This is a genomic window from Thioclava sp. JE_KL1 (assembly GCF_009296265.1).
GTDB lineage: Bacteria > Pseudomonadota > Alphaproteobacteria > Rhodobacterales > Rhodobacteraceae > Thioclava.
The window spans coordinates 449,484-467,715 of record NZ_WBJS01000001.1 but is presented as its reverse complement, the minus strand read 5'-3'; the positions used below and the strand labels follow the sequence as shown (position 1 = coordinate 467,715).

12 protein-coding genes are annotated in these 18,232 nt (G+C 65.9%); 6 read left to right on the top strand and 6 right to left on the bottom strand.

What is annotated here, in order from left to right; genetic code table 11:
- Positions 1-103 precede the first annotated feature (103 nt).
- Positions 104-1,513 carry an NADP-dependent phosphogluconate dehydrogenase gene (gene gndA / locus F8R15_RS01980; RefSeq protein WP_152843191.1) on the bottom strand — a complete coding sequence of 470 codons (1,410 nt, stop codon included), beginning with the start codon at positions 1,511-1,513 and terminating at the stop codon, positions 104-106.
- Positions 1,514-1,791: 278 nt separating this feature from the next.
- Here gndA and efeU point away from each other — a divergent pair, with 278 nt between their 5' ends.
- From efeU to F8R15_RS01955, 5 genes are all read left to right on the top strand, one after another.
- Positions 1,792-3,336, top strand: a complete 1,545-nt coding sequence (gene efeU / locus F8R15_RS01975; protein WP_172976142.1) for an iron uptake transporter permease EfeU — start codon at positions 1,792-1,794, stop codon at positions 3,334-3,336.
- Positions 3,337-3,374: 38 nt separating this feature from the next.
- Positions 3,375-4,574: an iron uptake system protein EfeO gene (gene efeO / locus F8R15_RS01970; protein WP_216644088.1), complete on the top strand. Its 1,200-nt coding sequence runs from the start codon at positions 3,375-3,377 to the stop codon at positions 4,572-4,574.
- A 17-nt stretch (positions 4,575-4,591) separates the two neighbouring features.
- Complete coding sequence (locus F8R15_RS01965; protein ID WP_152843187.1) at positions 4,592-5,848, top strand: Dyp-type peroxidase; 1,257 nt, start codon at positions 4,592-4,594, stop codon at positions 5,846-5,848.
- A 233-nt stretch (positions 5,849-6,081) separates the two neighbouring features.
- Positions 6,082-7,026 carry a sensor histidine kinase gene (locus F8R15_RS01960; RefSeq protein WP_152843185.1) on the top strand — a complete coding sequence of 315 codons (945 nt, stop codon included), beginning with the start codon at positions 6,082-6,084 and terminating at the stop codon, positions 7,024-7,026.
- Between the two features lie 48 nt (positions 7,027-7,074).
- Positions 7,075-8,346 carry a glycosyltransferase gene (locus tag F8R15_RS01955; RefSeq protein ID WP_152843183.1) on the top strand — a complete coding sequence of 424 codons (1,272 nt, stop codon included), beginning with the start codon at positions 7,075-7,077 and terminating at the stop codon, positions 8,344-8,346.
- 64 nt (positions 8,347-8,410) lie between these two features.
- Here the strand turns inward: F8R15_RS01955 and F8R15_RS01950 are convergent, their stop codons facing one another.
- From F8R15_RS01950 to glgX, 4 genes are all read right to left on the bottom strand, one after another.
- A complete protein-coding gene (locus F8R15_RS01950) occupies positions 8,411-9,478 on the bottom strand; it encodes a sugar phosphate nucleotidyltransferase (RefSeq protein WP_172976140.1) in 1,068 nt (355 codons plus the stop codon).
- Positions 9,479-9,744: 266 nt separating this feature from the next.
- Positions 9,745-12,024 (bottom strand): malto-oligosyltrehalose synthase, encoded by a 2,280-nt coding sequence (gene treY / locus F8R15_RS01945; protein ID WP_152843179.1) that lies wholly within the window; start codon positions 12,022-12,024, stop codon positions 9,745-9,747.
- Complete coding sequence (gene treZ, locus F8R15_RS01940) at positions 12,024-13,751, bottom strand: malto-oligosyltrehalose trehalohydrolase (RefSeq protein ID WP_368730990.1); 1,728 nt, start codon at positions 13,749-13,751, stop codon at positions 12,024-12,026. The genes treY and treZ overlap by 1 nt, the downstream gene beginning before the upstream one ends.
- Positions 13,748-15,823 carry a glycogen debranching protein GlgX gene (glgX, locus tag F8R15_RS01935; protein ID WP_152843177.1) on the bottom strand — a complete coding sequence of 692 codons (2,076 nt, stop codon included), beginning with the start codon at positions 15,821-15,823 and terminating at the stop codon, positions 13,748-13,750. Before glgX ends, treZ begins: the two co-directional genes overlap by 4 nt.
- A gap of 226 nt (positions 15,824-16,049) precedes the next feature.
- Between glgX and F8R15_RS01930 the strand changes: the two genes are divergently transcribed.
- Positions 16,050-17,564, top strand: a complete 1,515-nt coding sequence (locus tag F8R15_RS01930) for a catalase (RefSeq protein WP_152843175.1) — start codon at positions 16,050-16,052, stop codon at positions 17,562-17,564.
- A 79-nt stretch (positions 17,565-17,643) separates the two neighbouring features.
- Here F8R15_RS01930 and F8R15_RS21375 read toward each other — a convergent pair whose 3' ends face one another.
- Positions 17,644-18,111, bottom strand: a complete 468-nt coding sequence (locus F8R15_RS21375) for a nucleoside deaminase (protein WP_172976138.1) — start codon at positions 18,109-18,111, stop codon at positions 17,644-17,646.
- Positions 18,112-18,232: the final 121 nt, after the last annotated feature.

Here is an 18,232-nt window from a genome sequence, read left to right as displayed (position 1 = left end):
TGATTGCGGTGCATGGTTCGTGGCGTCTGACGCCCCGCGAAACGGAAACCGCCCGCGACTCTGCTGGGGTCGCGGGCGGTGATCTTTCAGCAAACGGGCGCGCTTACATCGCCCAGGGGCCGTGGAAGTCGCCACCCTCGCGGTCGGTGCGCTCGAACCCATGCGCGCCAAAGAAATCGCGCTGGCCCTGGATCATGTTCGCAGTGCCGCGCGCGGTGCGCATCGTGTCGAAATAGCTCAGCGCCATCGACAGGGCCGGAACCGCCAGACCGTGGGCCGCGGCAATGCTGACGACCTTGCGCAGCGCGCCGTGATGCGCCTTCAGAAGATCCGCGAAATAGGGCGCATACATCAGGTTGCGATCGGGCGACTCGCTCAGCGCGCTCGCCATATCGTCGAGCATCGCCGAGCGGATGATGCAGCCGTCGCGCCAGACCAGCGCGATGTCGGGCAGCGGCAGATCCCAGTCGAAGGGCGCATTGGCCGAGCGCAGCAGCTCGAAGCCTTGGGCGTAGCACAGGATCTTGCCCGCGATCAGCGCGTTCTCCAGATCATCCGCGCTTAGCGCGCCCTCAGGCAGCGCCTCGGGAGCCGCGCCGAACATGTCCTCGCCCTGCTTGCGCGCATCGAGCCGCGACGACAGGTTGCGCGCCATCACGGCCGCTTCGATCACCGGCACGGGGGCCGCCAGATGCTGCGCCTCGATCACGGTCCAGCGGCCGGTGCCTTTCTGGCCCGCGCGGTCGCGGATGATGTCGAGCATCGGCTCGCCACTCTCGGGGTCGGTGGCGCGGGCGACTTTGCCGGAAATCTCGATCAGGTAGGATTTCAGCGCGCCTTCGTCCCATTTCGCGAAGATCTCGCCGCAGGCCTGCGAGTTCAGCCCCAGCCCGTCGCGCATCACGCCATAGGTCTCTGCGATCATCTGCATGTCGGCATATTCGATCCCGTTATGAACGGCTTTGACGAAATGGCCCGAACCGCCCTTGCCCATGAAGCCGGCGCAGGGCGTGCCGTCGAATTTGGCCGCGATCGCGTTGAGGATCGGAGCCACGCGGTCCCAGTCCTGCTGCTCGCCGCCGCCCATGATCGCGGGCCCGTGGCGCGCGCCTTCTTCGCCGCCGGAAACGCCGATGCCGAGGAAACGGGGCCCCGCCTTCGCCGCTTCTTCCGCACGGCGCTCGGTGTCGTGGAAATTCGCGTTGCCCGCGTCGATGATCAGATCATCCGCGTCGAGATGGGCACGCAGCGCCGCGATCTGCTGGTCGACCGGCTCGCCTGCGGGGACCATCAGGATGATCGCGCGCGGTTTCGCGATCGAGGCCACGAGGTCTTCGAGATTTTCGCAGGGCGTGATTTTCGACGCCAGCTCGCCCGCGTTTTCATGGAAGGACTTGGTGACGCTGGTGGTGCGGTTGAACACCGAAATGTCGAACCCTTTTTCCGCGATATTGAGGGCGAGCATCCCGCCCATGGTGCCAAGGCCGATCAGCCCGATTTGCGATTGTGCCAAGATACGGCCTCCGAAATTGTTGCATGCGGGCCACTTCAGGCGCCCGGATCGTGTCTCTTTCGCTGCGCCGGACCGCCTGATTGCGCGGCGCTGCGAGGGCGACCCGCACGAATTGCCCCAAGATGGCGGAAGTTGCAAATCGCCCGCAACGGCAGGGGCGAAGAAATGCGACTTCAAGAATCCGAGCAATTTACTCGGAAAAGGGGTTGCGCCCGCCGATCTGCGCCACTAACGAATACCCAATCAATTTACTCGGGAATCGACGGGGTGCCCACGGCATGTTGGCAACATTCATCATCGGCCTGCGCGAAGGGCTCGAGGCGGCGCTGATCGTCGGGATCATTGCGGCCTTCCTGCGAGCCCGGGGCGAACGTTTGACCGAGATGTGGCTTGGCGTCGCCGCCGCCGTTGCGCTGGCCGTCGGCGTTGGCGCGGGGCTCGCGCTGGTCGAGGCCGCTTTGCCGCATAGCGCGCAGGAAAAGCTCGAATGCGTGATCGCGGCCGTTGCGGTCGTCTTCGTGACGCTGATGGTGCTCTGGATGACGCGCCACGCCGCAGGTCTGAAGGGCCAGATCGAGCGCGACGCCGACGCGGCGCTGGGGCAGGGGAGCCGGGTCGCACTTGCGGCGATGGCCTTCCTCGCCGTGCTGCGCGAGGGGTTCGAGACCGCCGTGTTCCTGCTCGCCACCATCTCGGGCGCGCAGACCGGACATTGGGCGGGGCTTGGTGCTGCACTTGGCCTCGCGGCATCGGTCGTGCTTGGCTGGGCGATCGCGCAGGGCGGGATGCGGCTCAATCTGGGGCGCTTCTTCCGTTGGACCGGCGTGTTCCTGATCCTCGTCGCGGCGGGGCTGGTGTTGCAGACGCTGCGCTCCGCCCATGAGGCGGGCTGGTTGCTGGCGGGGCAGCAGCGCATCGCCGATCTGAGCTGGCTCGTGGCCCCCGGCACGGTGCGCTCGGCGCTGATCACCGGCGTTCTGGGCATTCCCGCCGATCCGCGCCTGATCGAGGTGCTGGGCTGGATCGCCTATCTGATCCCGGTCGCGGCGCTGACCTATTGGCCGCGCGCACTGCGCCCCGATCCCCGCACGGCTCAATGGCTGCGCGGCTCTCTCGCGGTCGCCTTCGCAGCGCTGGCCGTCGGTATCGCGGCCCTTTGGCCGCAGCCGCAGGTGACGCTGCCCGATCATGCGCCGCGTGTGCTGGAGGGCGATGTCGACACCTCCGCCGGGCCCGATCTGCGTTTGCAGAGAGGCACCTTGGAGATAGGTGCGACCCGCGTCGATCTGACGGGCGCCGAGGCTACGCCGGAGCGGCATCTGGGCCTGCCAAGCCTGCATCGCCAGGTGCAGAGCCAGACTGAGATCGCGGGCGCACCCGGCCAGATCGATCTCGCCACGCTTGCGCAGCTCGCGGGTGGACGGCTGCCGGTGGGCGTCAGCCCCGCGCGCAACCCCGGGCCTTTCGTGGCCGAGTGGACGCGGCTGGAGCAGGTGACCGTCTGGACAGCGGGCGATGCGCTTCTCGATGCGCAGGGCCGTAGCGCGGTGACGCTGCGCCTCTCGGGTGGCGGGCTGACGACGCCGCGCACATTGCGCGTCGACATGGCCCCCGGTGGCATGGCGACCGGCGCCTGGGTCATGGCCCCCGCCGCCGCGCAAGGCGCCGCCGATGCGCTGCGCTCCGTGCGCCGTGCCCGTATCGAGCATCAGTTCTGGGCCCGAGAGTTGCCCGTGATCCTCTTCCTCATCGCGCTCGCACTGGCGGCCTCCGCGCTCGCCCGTGCGCGCCCCGCACCGTTTTTCCCCGCCAGGTCCCTCTGACCAAGCCAAAACCGCAGAGCAAATACAGGAGCCTGACAATGAACATGTCGTCCCGCGCGCGCCGCCGCGCTGTCCCCCTTCTCGCCGCAACCGCGTTCTTCGCGCAACCCGCACTGGCCGATGCGCCCACGAATAACGGCGCCGCGCAGGTCGCGATCACGCTGACCGGCGATAACGGCGGCGCATGTGTCCTCGATCACGACAGCGCGGCGGCAGGGCCGATTACCTTCACGGTGACCAATGAATCCGCCCCCGCGATCTCCGAGCTGGAGCTCCTGTCCGACAGCCGCATCCTCGGCGAGAAAGAGAACCTCGCCCCCGGTCTGCCCGCGTCGAGCTTCACCGTCACGCTCGACGGTGGCGACTATCGCATCTATTGCCCGGGCGCGGCCGAAGACACCGTGGCCTTCACCGTGACCGGCGAGAGCAAGCAGCGCGCGCAAAGCGCGATCGGCGATCTGCTGGACGAAGGCACCGCAGGCTACGCCAATTACGTCGAAGGCATGGTCGGCGCGATGGTCACGGCAAGCGAACGCCTCGCCGCGAAAGTGGACGAAGGCGACGTGGAGGGCGCGAAGGAAGCCTATGCGCAGGCGCGTCCGTTCTACGAGCGGATCGAACCCGACGTCGAAGGCTTCGTCCTTCCCGGCACCGACCCGACCGACAACTCGGGCAACCTCGATTACCTGATCGACATGCGCGCCTCGAACCTCGACCCGGCGGTCGGCTGGCACGGCTTCCATGCGGTGGAGCGCGACCTGTTCGAAAAAGGTGAAATCACCGACGAGACCAAAGCCTATGCGGCGGAGCTGGTGAAGAACGTCAAGATGCTCGCCGATCTGTCCGGCGGGATCGAATATCGCCCGGAAGACCTCGCCAACGGCGCGGCGGCCCTTCTGGAAGAAGTCCAAAGCGGCAAGATCAGTGGTGAGGAAGAGGCCTATAGCCATATCGACCTCGTGGACTTCGCGGCCAATATCGAAGGTGCGCATCAGGCCTTCGCCTTCCTCGAGCCTGGGCTGAAGCGGATCGATCCGGACGTGGCCGAAACCATCGCGCAGCGCTTTGCGGATGTGCAGACGATGCTCGAAGACTACCGCGATCCCGACGCTCTGGGCGGCTACAAGATCTACGATGCCGAACTGCGCAAATCCGACGCGGTGAAGCTGAGCCGTGCGATCCAGATGCTGCAGGAGCCGCTGTCGCGGATCGCTGAAAAAGTCGCCACGGCAAGCTGAAGACGAAGGAGGCCATGATGCGCGGGCAAGACGATAAACCGGCAGGACTGTCGCGGCGTGGGCTGTTTCTGGGCGCGGCAGCGCTTGGCGGCACCATCGCCACGGCGGGGCAGGCGGCGGAGACCGGCAAGGTTGCGCCCGACGCCATGCCCGATCCGGACCAGAGGCGCTACGCCTTTTACGGCACCGGGCCGCAGGCCGGGATCGCCACGCCGCCGCAGCAGCATCTGATGGCCATGGCCTTCGACCTGACCGGGACCGATCCGCGCGCGCTGCAAGTGCTGCTCGCGCGCTGGTCGGCCTCGATCGGGCTGATGATGGAAGGGCAGCCGGTCGGTCCGGCAGAGCCCGACCGCGACACGGCCACCGCGCTCGAGACCGGCGAGGCGCTTGGGCTTGGTCCGGCAGGGCTGACGGTGACCGTGGGCCTTGGCCCGCGCGTCTTCTCCAAGGAGATGGGGCTGGCGGCGAAGGCCCCGCCGCATCTGCGTCCGCTGGCCGATCTTCCCTCGGACGCGCTGCGCCCCGAGATCAGCGGCGGCGATCTCTCGCTGCAGGCCTGCGTCGACGATCCGCAGGTCGCCTATCACGCGGTGCGCATCCTCGCGCGGATCGCGAAACGCACGGGCGCCGCGACGGTGCGCTGGACCCAGCTCGGCTTCGGGCGCGCCTCGGCCGGGGCAGGGCAGGAGACGCCGCGCAACCTCTTTGGCTATCGCGACGGCACCCGCAATATCACCACGCCCGACCAGTTTGCGCAGCATGTCTGGGCCAATGACGGTCCCGACTGGCAGCATGGCGGCACCTATCAGGTCATGCGCCGGATCGAGATGCATATCGAGAACTGGGACAACGCGCAGGTCAGCCACCAGAATGACGTCTTCGGGCGGCACAAGCTCACCGGCGCGCCGCTGACCGGAGAGAACGAATTCGACACGCCCGATTTCAAGGCGAAGAACGCGCAAGGCGAGTCGGTGATCCCGACGCATGCGCATATTCGGCTGTCGGCGCATGAAACCAATGACGGCATCCGCATCCTGCGGCGCGGCTACAACTTCACCGGCGGGCTGAATGCGGTCGGGCGGCTCGATGCGGGGCTGTTCTTCATCAGCTACCAGAACGACCCTGCGCATTTCGAGGCGCTGCAGCGGCGGCTTGGCGCGTCGGATCTGCTGAATGAATACATCTCCCACACCGGATCCGGCCTGTTCTGGGTGCCGCCTGCCGCGCCGAAAGGCTCCTATATCGGCGCGCCGCTTTTCGCAGGGGTCTAAGCCTCCGGGGCGGATCCGGCGGTTAGGCCTTTGCGCGCCGTCGTCGCGGCGAAACCAAGAAGCATCAGGAACTTCAGGAAGTCTGAGCCGTGCCGGGGGCATAGGTGCCGGGGGCTGGCGGTTTACAGCAGTTGACTCGGTCAGAGGAAAGGTCACTGTGTCGGGCCGGGCCATTCGGCTCCGCGCTCCGCTCATCCTCCCCCGCACATCGTCAGTATCGAGGTTTCCCCAGCATGTCGCTTCCCCCCATCGGCCTCGAGGACGCATTCGGCATTGCCGGGATCGGCCGCTGGGAATTCTCGGTCGAGGCGCGCCGATTGGTAATCGACGAGCCGTGTCGTCTGCTCTTCGACATCTCCGAGGGAGAGATGGACTTGCAGGACGCAGTGCGGACACGGGAGGTCGAGGAGGACCGCGCGCGTGTCTTCTCGGCGCTCGACGGCGCCGTGAGCGAGGGTGACATCTATGACGAGGTCTTCCGGATCATCCTTCCCTCCGGCGAGCAGCGCTGGATTCGTGGCGTCGGAAAATACCGCGCGCAGGCGGGCCAGCGCAAAGTCATCGGGGTCAGTTTCGACATCACCTCCGAGCAGGAGTTGCTGGCCGAGCGCGAGCTGCACCTCGCCGAGATGAACCACCGCATCAAGAACCTCTTCGCGCTCGTCTCCGCAATGATTTCCAGCGCGGCCCGCGCGAGCGAAACCAAAGAGGAGATGCTGGACGAGTTGCGCGGCCGCGTGACCGCCCTCGATCGCGCGCATTCCATGATGCTGCGAACGGACAGCACCCAGCCGGTTGCGCTCGGCGGGCTGTTGGAGCGGGTGCTTGCGCCGGCGCGCGCCGAGCAAACCATTCTGCTGTCGGGCGCAGAAGTGATGATCCCCGCGCGGGCGCTGACCTCGCTGGCCTTGATCTTGCATGAATGGGTGACAAACTCCGCCAAATACGGCGCGCTGAGATCCGTGGACGGCCAGATCAATGTGACGTGGGAGCCCTATGAGAACGGCGTTCACCTCACCTGGAAAGAGCAGGTCCCGGATTACGACGCGGCCGCCGAACAGGGCTTCGGCTCGCGCCTGATCCTCGCCTCGGCCATGCAACTGCGCGCGGAGAAAGAGCGCCGCTATGAGGATGGCTGGCTCATCATCGACATGAAGCTGCCGCTCGACGGGTACTGACGCGCGCGACCCCCGGGGGGAAATCGGGCAACAGCCGAGACTTTCTGCATGATCGGCTCCGCGATGCAGGAACAAGCGTCGCACCCATTGGTTCCCCTACACGATACGATTGAAGTCCCATTACCGAAACAGCCCGTTCATCGCCCGGAGCCCATGCGTTTCCGGGAAGGGAGGCACATGCGCATCGCTATCATTTCCCCAATTCGTCACCCCATTTCGGCGCCCTTCATGGGTGGGATGGAGGCTCATTCCTACGCGCTCGCAGGCGCCCTCGTCGCGCGAGGGCATGAGGTGACACTGTTTGCGTCGGGCGACAGTCAGCCGCCCGAAGGGGTGGAGCTGTATCCGGTCACGGAGCACCATGTCGACAGTGCCTATCCGTCGAAAGGCGGCCGCGAGTCCGATGTGCCCGATACCCATCTCGACAGCGCCTTCGCGGGCATCCTGCAGAAGTTGGAGACGGGTGGCTTCGATATCATTCACAACAATTCGCTGCACCGCTATCCGCCGCGGCTGGCACGGCGAGAACGGATCGCGATGCTGACGTCCCTGCATGTGCCGCCCCTCGAGACGCTGCGCGACGCCGTCCACGATGCCCGCGCGCCATGGTGTCGTTTCACCGTTTGCACGGGGGCGCAACGAGAGCGTTGGGCCAAGCCCGACTGCGATCTGTCCTTCCATGTCGTGCCAAACGGGATCGACACCGGCGTCTGGGGCTTCTGCCCTCATGCCGATGGCTCGGCGGTCTGGTTCGGGCGCATCACTCCCAACAAGGGCACCGCCGAGGCGGTGAAGGCCGCGCGGATCGCGGAAGTGCCGCTGCGGATTTACGGGCCAATCGAGGATCGTGCGTATTTCGACGGCACCATCGCGCCCTATCTCGGCTCGCAGATCACCTATGGGGGCAATCTGACGGCGGAGGACCTGAGCGCCGAGGTCGCCAGGGCGTCGGTCTGCTTCTTCACGCCGGTCTGGGATGAGCCCTTCGGGCTCGCCGCAGCCGAGGCGATGTCATGCGGTGTGCCCGTCGCTGCCTTCGACTCCGGCGCGGTACGCGAGGTCGTTGGCGAGGCGGGCGTGATTGTTCCCGCAGGCGACGTGTCCGCGCTCGCGAGTGCTGCACGCAAGGCGATGAACTGCGACCGACAATTCGTGCGCGACCGGGCGGTCGCCCGCTTCGGGGTGGAGCGGATGGTCGACCGTTACGAAGAGCTCTATCGCATGTGCATGGCGGGGCTCTCGGAGCCAGCGCCCGAGGTCGATTTCGCGCCGGACGACCTGCCGCCGGGAGAGGTCGGTGTCAGGCTGGCGGTGGAATAGCGCTGAAATGAAAAAGGCGCGGACCGCTGAAGGTCCGCGCCCGAAAGCGTCTCGGCATTGGCAGCTAGTGCAGCCGCTCTCTGGAGCGATCGACCATCGCCTGCGTGATCAGGTTGGTGTCGCCGCTGCGGCGGAACCAGCGCATATTCGTGCGTCCGATCCCTTCGACTATAGTTCCGGCTGGCAACGAGACATCGGGCGCCAGCAGCGTATCGGTCAGGTGGCAATCGCGCGAGACAGCCCCTTTTGCGGTCAACGCGGAGCGCCGACCGACCCCGATGACGCCCGGCTGCGCCTCGAGATGGAGGCAGCTCAGCGGCGGGCTTCCCCGTGTCGTGCCGCCTTGTGGGGCCGCGAAATCCAGAAGCGCTGAGCGGTAGTCGTCGAGCGTGTCGATATCGCGCCAATAGGCTTCGCGGCCGGTGTCGCTGCGCGGCAGACGGTAGGCTTGCAGAGCTTTCTCGCGCAGCGCGGCTTCCAGCAGGTCGGCCTCGATCGAAATATCGAACCGGCCCCGCGACAGCTCCGGCAGTTCCTTGCGAAGCCATGCGGTCTTGAAAAGGTAGATCCCCGTGGCAACTAGGCTGCGACCCGAGCTTTCGCCGATCTCGGCGGGCGCGCTCGGGCGATGGGTGAGCGCGCTGACATGCCCGTCTCGCGCGACCTCCAGCACCGAATGATGCTCCGCATCCGAGGATGAAAGCGTTGCGGCGACCAGCGTCGCGGGCGCGTCACTCAGGCGATGGCGCTGGATGAACGGACGCAGATCGATGTCGCAAATCTGATCGGCGGGCATCACCAGAACGTCGTTAACGCCTTCGCGCTCGAGCAGGTTGAGATTGGCGAGAAGCGCATGGGCCGTGCCACGGTAGCCGCCGCGCGAGAGCCGCGTCGCATCGCGGATGAGCAAACCGTCGGGGAAGGCATCCGCCCATCTGTCGCGCAGGTGCCGGATCAGCGGCGCAGGACGATATTGCGTCGCGATGATCGCCCGTGTGAACCCGGCAGCACGCAGCGAAGCAAGAGTGAAATCCACCAACCGCTGGCCGCCAGCGCCGAAGGGCAGGGCGGGTTTGCAACTCTCCTCGGTCAGCTCGTACAGACGCTTTCCGCGCCCGCCGGCCAAGACCATGGGAAGACAGCCGTTCAATAAATTGGGTCTTTTCTGAGTCAGCATCAGAGCTCCTCCCCCGTGACGCTGCGACATAAATAAGCTTAACGCTTTTCAAAAATGAAAGCCATGAAACGGGTCCGCAGTTCCCGGATTTCCGCCGGTTCGCGGTAAGATTTTCGCGTGTGTTTTTTGACCATTTCGAGAGCTGCTCGATAACCCTTTGAGTCTAGGGGACGGTCTCGTGCGATGTGTCAAAAAACAGGTCGCGCCAATCCGCCGATCAATTAGGCAGGCGGCGGAAATGCGAGGCGGGTGGCAGTGTCCTCTGCTGCCGAATCGCGAATCTCGAAGAACACGCCATCGCTCAGATCGCGAAGGTTACGACGGAAGCGCAGGGTGATTTCGCGCCCGCCCGCGCGACGGGTGAGCGTAAAGATTTCGTCACGCTCTGCCGCCTCGGCGGTGCCTGCGCGGAACACGTCCTCCGCCTGTCGTCGCAGCTTCAGAAGGCGCCGGGTGGCGTCCGATTTCGCCTGCTCGAAGGACGTCAGGGTTTCCGGCAAAGCGAAAGGGCGGCGATTGTCGGGATCGGTCAATTCGTAGAGCGCGCGCTCCCCGCGCTGGTAGATGTCGGATATGCCGGGCAGCATCATCTTCAGTGCCAGTTGCAGCAGCGACATCCGTTGTCCCGTCGCGATCAGGGGCGCGAGCTCGGCCGGCGGCTGCGCCTCCCATGCCGCGCAAATGCGCCGCGCTGCGTCCAAGGCGGCGTCCTCGGCTTCGATATCGGGGAAGGACCAGCGCGTGATCTCCCCGCCCTCGCGCAGCGCTTTGCGCAGGTGCTCGGTCAGGCGCTCGCACAGGTCCGGACCGGGCGCTGGGTCGTCCCAGATGCCCAGAAGGCTCTGCGTGGCATACCAGACGAAACCGGCATCCGAGAGTGCGGCGTCTTGCATCGCGGTATCGAACAAAGCGGCGAAGGTCTCGGGATGATGAGAGATCGCGGCGATCCGCATCCGTGTATCTTCAGCGCGTTTCGTGTCATGGCTGGAGGTGAGCGTCAGCGCCGTATCCCGCTGGCCCTGTGCGCTGGAGAACCACGCGTTCAACCCTTCCGCATCCAGCAGCGGTGTGTCGGGTTCCGCGCCGACCTCATTGGCAGCGAGATAACGGGTGTGGCGGAAGAAGGCCGTGTCCTCCTGCGCCTTCGCCACCACCGCGCCCGTGACCTGCTGGAACCGGATGCGGAACTCGAGGCTCGGCTTGTCCTTCCCGTCGAGCAGCAGCCCGGCGAGCAGATCGAGCGCCTCGCGCTGCGGCAAGGTCTCTGCCGCGGCTTCCACCGTCTCTTCGATGATGGCGCGGTCCTCGGGCGTCGCGGGCGGCGTGGTGATATAGGTTCGATAGCGCGGGAAGAAAATCAGCAGCGCCAGCATCGCCTCGCGCAGCGTCTCGGCATCGGGCGGATCGAGCCGATCCACGACGAGCGCCGCCTGCGCGAGGTCGATCGGCTGGTGCAACTCCGCGGCGAGGTCTTCGGGGATCACCTGCGCGCGCGCCTCGCGGCACATCGTCTCGTAATCGTCGCAGCCGCCGGTGCGGTCGCGCCAAAGCGTGTCGAGCCGCGCGAAGCCGTCGGGTTCGGTGAGCAGGCGGCAAATCTGGCGTCCCGCCTCGTAACCCGTGGTGCCGTCGGTCTGCCACGCAGGTGGCATCGCCTCGTCGCCGGTCAGGATCTTTTCGACCCAGATCGGGACCGCATCGCCCACCGTCTGGCGTAGCCGCTCGAGATAGGTGGCGGGATCGGCCAGCCCGTCGATATGGTCGATCCGCAGCCCGTGGGCGAACCCCTCGCGCACCAGTCGCGCGGGCAGCTCGGTCATCGCGGCGAATACCGCCGGATCCTCGATGCGCATCCCGATCAGCCCGGTGACGTTGAAGAAGCGCCGATGCGAGAGCGCGCCGCGTTCGCGCGTCCAGTCGCGCAGCTGCCAGTGCTGTTGCGTCAGGACCGCAGCGATGTCTCCCAGCGCCGCCGTGCCGGGCGCGAGCGGAAGCCAGCCGCCTTCCCATTCCACCGCGCCACCGTGATCCTCAGTCAGTCGCAGCTCGCCCCTCGCCAGCATGTCGTCGAGCGGCTCCGGCAGGAAAGGCAGGATCAGTTTTTGCGACCAGTCTATCGCGAAGTAATCGGCATAGGCGCAGTCGGGGCCATGGCGCATCGCATCACGCATCCACGGATTGTCGAGTGAGAGAGCGGTGTGGTTCGGCACGAGGTCGAGCACGATGCCCAGCCCCAGCGCCTGCGCGGCGTCAGTGAGATCTCGAAACCCGTCCTCGCCGCCAAGCGCCGGGTCGATCTCCTGCGGATTGGCCACGTCGTATCCGTGGGTCGAACCTTCTGTCGCAGTGAAGATCGGCGACAGGTAGAGATGGCTCACGCCAAGATCGGCGAGATAGGGCAGAAAGGTTTTCGCAGCCGCGAAGTCGATGCCGTTTCGCAATTGCAGCCGGTAGGTCGCGATCATGGGGTGGGCGGTGGCAGCGGGCAGATCGGACGGCATCACTCAATCCTCATGTCGATGGCGAAGGCGTCCCGGCGCGGGTCGCCCATCGAGAACAGCGCAGGCTCGCGGCGTGCAGCATTGGAGGCCGGTGCCCCGAGGCTGACGAGACTATCGAGCGTCCCCGCCGCGAAAGGCCAGCGCGCGTGGAAGGCCTTCGCCCCGTGGCGCGTGACCTCTCCGGGGCCGGTCTTGCCGCTGCGCAAAAGCGGCAGCAGATTCGCCCGGCGCAGGCTCAGAAGTTCGCGCGTCAGCCGCAGCCACTCCTGCGCGCGCGGCCCGGTGTCACCGTAAGGGTAGCACAGGCGCGGCGTGTCGGGAGAGGCGGGGTCGATCATCGCCCCCGTGTCGTAGCCGATGCCTTGCCGCTCTTTCGTCCGGCCCGCGCGCAGTGCGGCGACGGCGTCCGGCGGCGGATCGGCGAAGAAGGGGAAGGGCGCGGTCGAGCCGACTTCTTCGCCCATGAACAGCATCGGCGTGAAGGGCATCAGCAACAACAGCGCATGGATCACCGCACCCGCCTCGTCGCCGATAAGGCTCAGGAGGCGTTCGCCCTCGGGACGGTTGCCCGCTTGGTCATGGGTGAGGTTGGCGTTCACGAAAGCGGACCATGGCAAATGGGCGGCGGGCGCGCCGCGCGCTTGCGTCCCGTCGGCCCGCGTCTGGCCTTCCTCGACCTGGCCCTGCGCCATCGCCCGCGCCAGATCGCCGAACGGATCGGCGCCATGGGCCGCGTAATAACCCTGCGTCTCGCCGGTCAGGGCGACATGCAGCGCATTGTGCCAATCGTCGTTCCACTGCGCGTCGTAACCGGCGTCGCGCAAATCGGGCAGGTTGCGCTCGTCTTCGAGGATCAGGTGGATCGGACGGCCCCGATCCTGCGCGCGGATCGTTTGCAAAAGCTCGATCAGGAAATGCGGCTTGGACGGATCTCGGATCGCGTGGACCGCATCCAGCCGGAGCCCGTCTAGCCGATAGTCGTCGATCCATCCCGTCGCCGGGTCGCGCAGCAGCGCGCGTACCTCGGGTCGCGTAAAGTCGATCGCATCGCCCCAGGGGGTGGCCTCCCCGCCGAAGGTCTGAGGCGCATAGGCGTGCAGGTAGTTCCCGAACGGACCGAAATGGTTCAGCACCAGATCAAGAACCACCATGATCCCGTGGCTGTGAGCCGAGCGGATGAACGCGCGCATCTCGTCGGGACTGCCATAGGCGGGATGCGGCGCGCGCAGCAAAACCCCGTCATAGCCCCAGCCATGAGCGCCGTGGAATTGCGAGACCGGCATGATCTCGATGGCCGTGATGCCAAGCTCCGCCAGCTCGGGCAGGCGTTCCGCGGCAGCAGCGAACGTGCCCTCGGGGGTGAAGGTGCCGATGTGGATTTCGAGGATCACCGCCTCGTCCCATGGCCGCCCTTGCCACGGCGCGCCCCAGTCGAAACGGGCCGGATCAACGGTCAGGGAGGGGCCGTGAACATCGCCTTGCTGGCGGCGTGCGGCCGGATCGGGGTAGTCGGTGCCGTCGAGGCGGAATGCGTAGGGCAGTCCGTCGCGGGCCGCGACTGAGACCTGCCAGCCGCCGTCGCCCACTGGCCCCATTTCGTGCACCGATCCGTCCAGCACCAGCTCCGCGCGCTTTGCGGCAGGGGCCCAGATGGCGAAGTCCCAGTCAGTATTCGTCCCCGGATGCGCACCCCAGCGAAGGGGCCGCCGATCGCCTGCCGCCGTCACGCGTCGCCCTCGTCGCTCGCAGCTTCACCCTCACGACAGAACGCGTGCAGCGATTGCCACGGCAGCGACTGCACTCCGTCGACTGCCTCGTCGCAGCGCGGATCGTCCCGGGTCGTGTCGAGGATATGGTGCCAGCCGTCGCCGGGCAGGGTGAACTCGCATGCATCGCCCGCATTGGCGACGATCAGCAGCTCGGGGTAACCTGCCAACCGATGCCGCAATCCGACGCAGCACTGCCCCGCTTCCTGCCAGTCGCCATCCTTCATCTGCCGCCCCGACGCGTGCCACCAGTCGCTGACCGGGGTCGCGGCGTTAGGGGCGAAGGCGGGCGGGGCGAGGTGGTAGCGCCAGTCCTGCCGGAACGCGACCATCGCGCTGAGGCTGTCGCGCAGATCGGTCCGCGCGCCCTCCCAGTCGATCCATGTCGTCTCGTTGTCCTGACAATAGGCGTTGTTATTGCCGTTCTGGCTCTGGCCCATCTCGTCGCCTGCGAGGATCATCGGCACGCCGTGGCTGACCATCAGCGAGCCCAGCATCGCGCGCGCCCTACGCAGGCGGGCGGCGCTGATCTCGGGATCGTCGCTCGGCCCTTCGACGCCCATATTGTCGGACAGGTTATGGTCGTGGCCGTCGCGATTGCCCTCGCCATTGGCCTCGTTGTGCTTGTGGTTGTAGCTGAGCGTATCCCAGAGCGTGAACCCGTCATGGGCGGCAAGGAAATTGATCGACGAGGTCGCGGGGCGATGCGTATGGTCGAACTGCACCGGCGAGCCCATCAGCCGCTGGGAAATTTTCGGCAAGAGCCCCGGATCGCGCCGCCAGAACGCGCGGGTGTCATCGCGGAACTTGTCGTTCCATTCGCGGAAGGGCCAGGGAAAGCCGCCCACCTGATAGCCGCCTTCGCCGATATCCCACGGCTCGGCGATCAGCTTTACGCCGGACAGCACCGGGTCCTGCCGGATCGCGTTGAAGAAAGCGCCCTCGCGTTCGAAGCCGGCGGGTTCGCGGCCAAGCGTCGAGGCGAGGTCGAATCGGAAGCCGTCGACATGCACCGCCTCCACCCAATAGCGCAGGCTGTCCATCACGAGGCGCAGCACCATCGGATGGGCGACGTTGAGCGTGTTCCCGGTGCCGGTCGTGTCGAAGCCGTGGCGTTTGTTCTCCGGCGACAGCAGGTAGTAGCTGCGATTGTCGATGCCCTTGAAGCTGAGCGTCGGGCCGAGCTCGTTACCCTCGGCGGTGTGGTTGTAGACCACGTCGAGGATCACTTCGATCCCGGCCTCGTGGAACCGTTTCACTGCGGCGCGCACCTCGCGCACGTCCTCGCCGGCGAGATAGCTGCGATTGGGCGCGAAGAACCCGATGGAGTTGTAGCCCCAGTAGTTCGACAGGCCGTTTTCGACCAAGTGGCGATCCTGCACGATGGCATGGATCGGCAGGAGTTCGATCGTGGTCACGCCGAGCGTCAGCAGGTGGTCGATGATCGGCGGCGAGGCGAGCGCGCGGAAGGTTCCGCGATCGGCCTGTACGACGCCGGGATGGCGCATCGTCAGGCCCTTTACATGGGCTTCGTAGATCACCGTTTCGGACCACGGGCGGTGCAGCACCTGATCCTGATCCCAGTCGAACTGCGTGTCGACGACGATGGCCTTCGGCATGAACGGGGCGGAGTCGCGGGTGTCCTGTTTCAGATCGGAGCCACCGATGGGATAGCCGAATAGCGCGTCATCCCATTTCAGATAGCCCCGCATCGCCATCGCATAGGGGTCGAGAAGCAGTTTGTTCGGGTTGAAGCGCAGACCTTCCTCGGGGGCGAACCGCCCGTGGACGCGGTAACCATAGGCGAGGCCCTCCTGCGCGCCGGGCAAATGGCCGAACCAGATCCCGCCCTCCTGCTGCGGCATCTCCAGCCGCGCGAGTTCCTCCTGGCCCTCATCGTCGAAAAGGCACAGCTCCACCTTCTCGGCCTCTTCGGAGAAAATCGCGAAATTCACACCGTCTCCGGTGACGCGCGCGCCGAGAGTATCGGGTCGCCCCGCATACGGATCGAAACGCAGCGAACTGGGGGTCATAGGGGGAGGCTCCATGTGCGGAAGAAACGGCGACGCGCCAGCGGGTTCAATGCGCCGTAACGTAAACGGTTCCCGGGCATGCGGTGCAAAGAAATGGTTCGGGGAAGGGCCGCACGCGTTTCGATCGACATATCGGAGCCGTGAATTCAGTCGTGGAAACTTCAAGGAACTGCGCCACGCCCCCTGCGTTTCCGAACCGATATTTTCCAAAATCTGAGGTTCCGACATGACGAACGACAAGCGCGGACGCCCCGCCACCACAGACGGGGGCGCCCCCGTCCAAAGTCTCGAACATTCGCTCACGGTCGGTTCCGATGGTCCGATCGTTCTGAACGATCACTACCTCATCGAGCAGATGGCGAATTTCAACCGCGAGCGCATCCCGGAGCGTCAGCCCCACGCCAAGGGCTCGGGCGCGTTCGGCCATTTCACCGTGACGGGCGACGTCTCGAAATACACCAAGGCGAAAGTGTTCCAGCCGGGCGCGAAGACCGACATCGTGGCGCGGTTCTCGACCGTCGCAGGCGAGCGCGGCAGCCCCGACACATGGCGCGACCCGCGCGGCTTCTCGGTGAAGATGTATACCGACGAAGGCAACTTCGACATGGTGGGCAACAACACCCCCATCTTCTTCGTGCGCGATCCGCTGAAATTCCAGAGCTTCATCCGCAGCCAGAAGCGCCGTGCCGATAACGGTCTGCGCGACCACGACATGCAGTGGGACTTTTGGACCCTCTCGCCCGAGAGCGCGCATCAGGTCACCTATCTGATGGGCGATCGCGGCATCCCGCGCACCTGGCGTGAGATGAACGGCTATTCGAGCCACACCTATTCGCTCGTCAACGAAGCGGGCGAGATGTTCTGGGTGAAGTTCCACTTCAAGACCGATCAGGGCGACGGCAACGCGCATTTCACGCAGGAAGAAGCGGACGAGATGGCGGGGGCCGATAGCGACTATCACCGCCGCGACCTGTTCAACGCGATCTCCGAGGGCAACAACCCGAGCTGGACGCTTTATTTCCAGATCATGCCCTTCGAGGATGCCAAGACCTATCGCATCAACCCGTTCGATCTGACGAAAGTCTGGCCGCATGAGGACTACCCGCTGATCGAGGTCGGCAAGATGGTGCTCGACCGCAACCCGACCGATTTCCATACCGAGATCGAGCAGGCGGCCTTCGAGCCCAACAACATGGTCCCCGGCGTGGGTCTCTCGCCCGACAAGATGCTGCTGGCACGTGGCTTCTCCTATGCCGATGCGCACCGCGCGCGGCTCGGGGTGAACTACAAACAGATCCCGGTGAACAAGCCGCAGGCCGAGACCAACGCCTACACCAAGGACGGCGCGCTGCGGGTCAACAAGTCCGAAGACCCGGTCTATTTCCCGAACTCCTATGGCGGGCCGGAAGCGCATCCGCAGAAATCCGAAGCCGGTCTGTGGTACTCCGATGGCGAGATGGTCCGTCAGGCCTATACGCTGCGCGAGGATGACGACGACTGGAGCCAAGCAGGCGCGCTTGTGCGGGACGTGATGGACGACGCGGCGCGCGAGCGTCTCGTGAACAACGTCACTGGTCACCTCTGCGACGGTGTGAGCGAGAAGATTTTGCAGCGTGCGTTCGAGTACTGGCGCAACATCGACGGCGATATCGGCGCGCGCATCGAGAAAGCGGTCCGCGACAAGCTGGGCGGTGAATCGAAAGCGCCGGGCATGGCTTCGGCGAAAAGCATCAGCGGCTAAGCTGAGCGTCAGACAGACCAAAGGAAAAGGCGGGGCCGCGGCCCCGCCTTTTTTGCTATCCGCTTAGCTTACAGAGGCGTCACTCCTCGCCATCGACATAGAGCGCGACGACATCCTCCTCCAGCACGCCGCCGATCGCTTCGAAGGCTTCGCCTGCGTCGCGGAATTCGGTCAGCGTCAAATCGGGGAAGACGAAATACTTCCCCGCGACATTCTCCTTTTGCGCGCCGAAGACGATCCGCTTGATCCCGGAGAACCGCGCCGCCGAGAGGCACATCTCGCAGGGCTGCAGGGTCGTCAGCAGCACGCAGCCCGCGAGCGACGGGTCGTCCTGCGCCCGTGTCGCTTTCGCGATCGCCACGATTTCGGCGTGGCGGGTCGGGTCGCAGTTCAGATGCACCTCGTTCTCCCCCTCGGCGATGATCTCCCCGTCGCGCAGGATCGCGGCGGCGATCCCCGCCTTGCCCGGCTCCTGTGCGGCCTCTTTCGCCTTGGCGATCAAGCGGGCCATCGCCTCGCGTTCGGTCGGGGTGGGGTGCTCGGGCATGGATGCGATCCTTTCGGCGGTCGGAGGAAGAGGGGCGGGCGCGGCGGGCGCGCAGGGACGAACGCCCACGGCTGCGCGCTGTTCCCCGCTTGCGGTTGCGACCAATCCCACACGCGCGCCG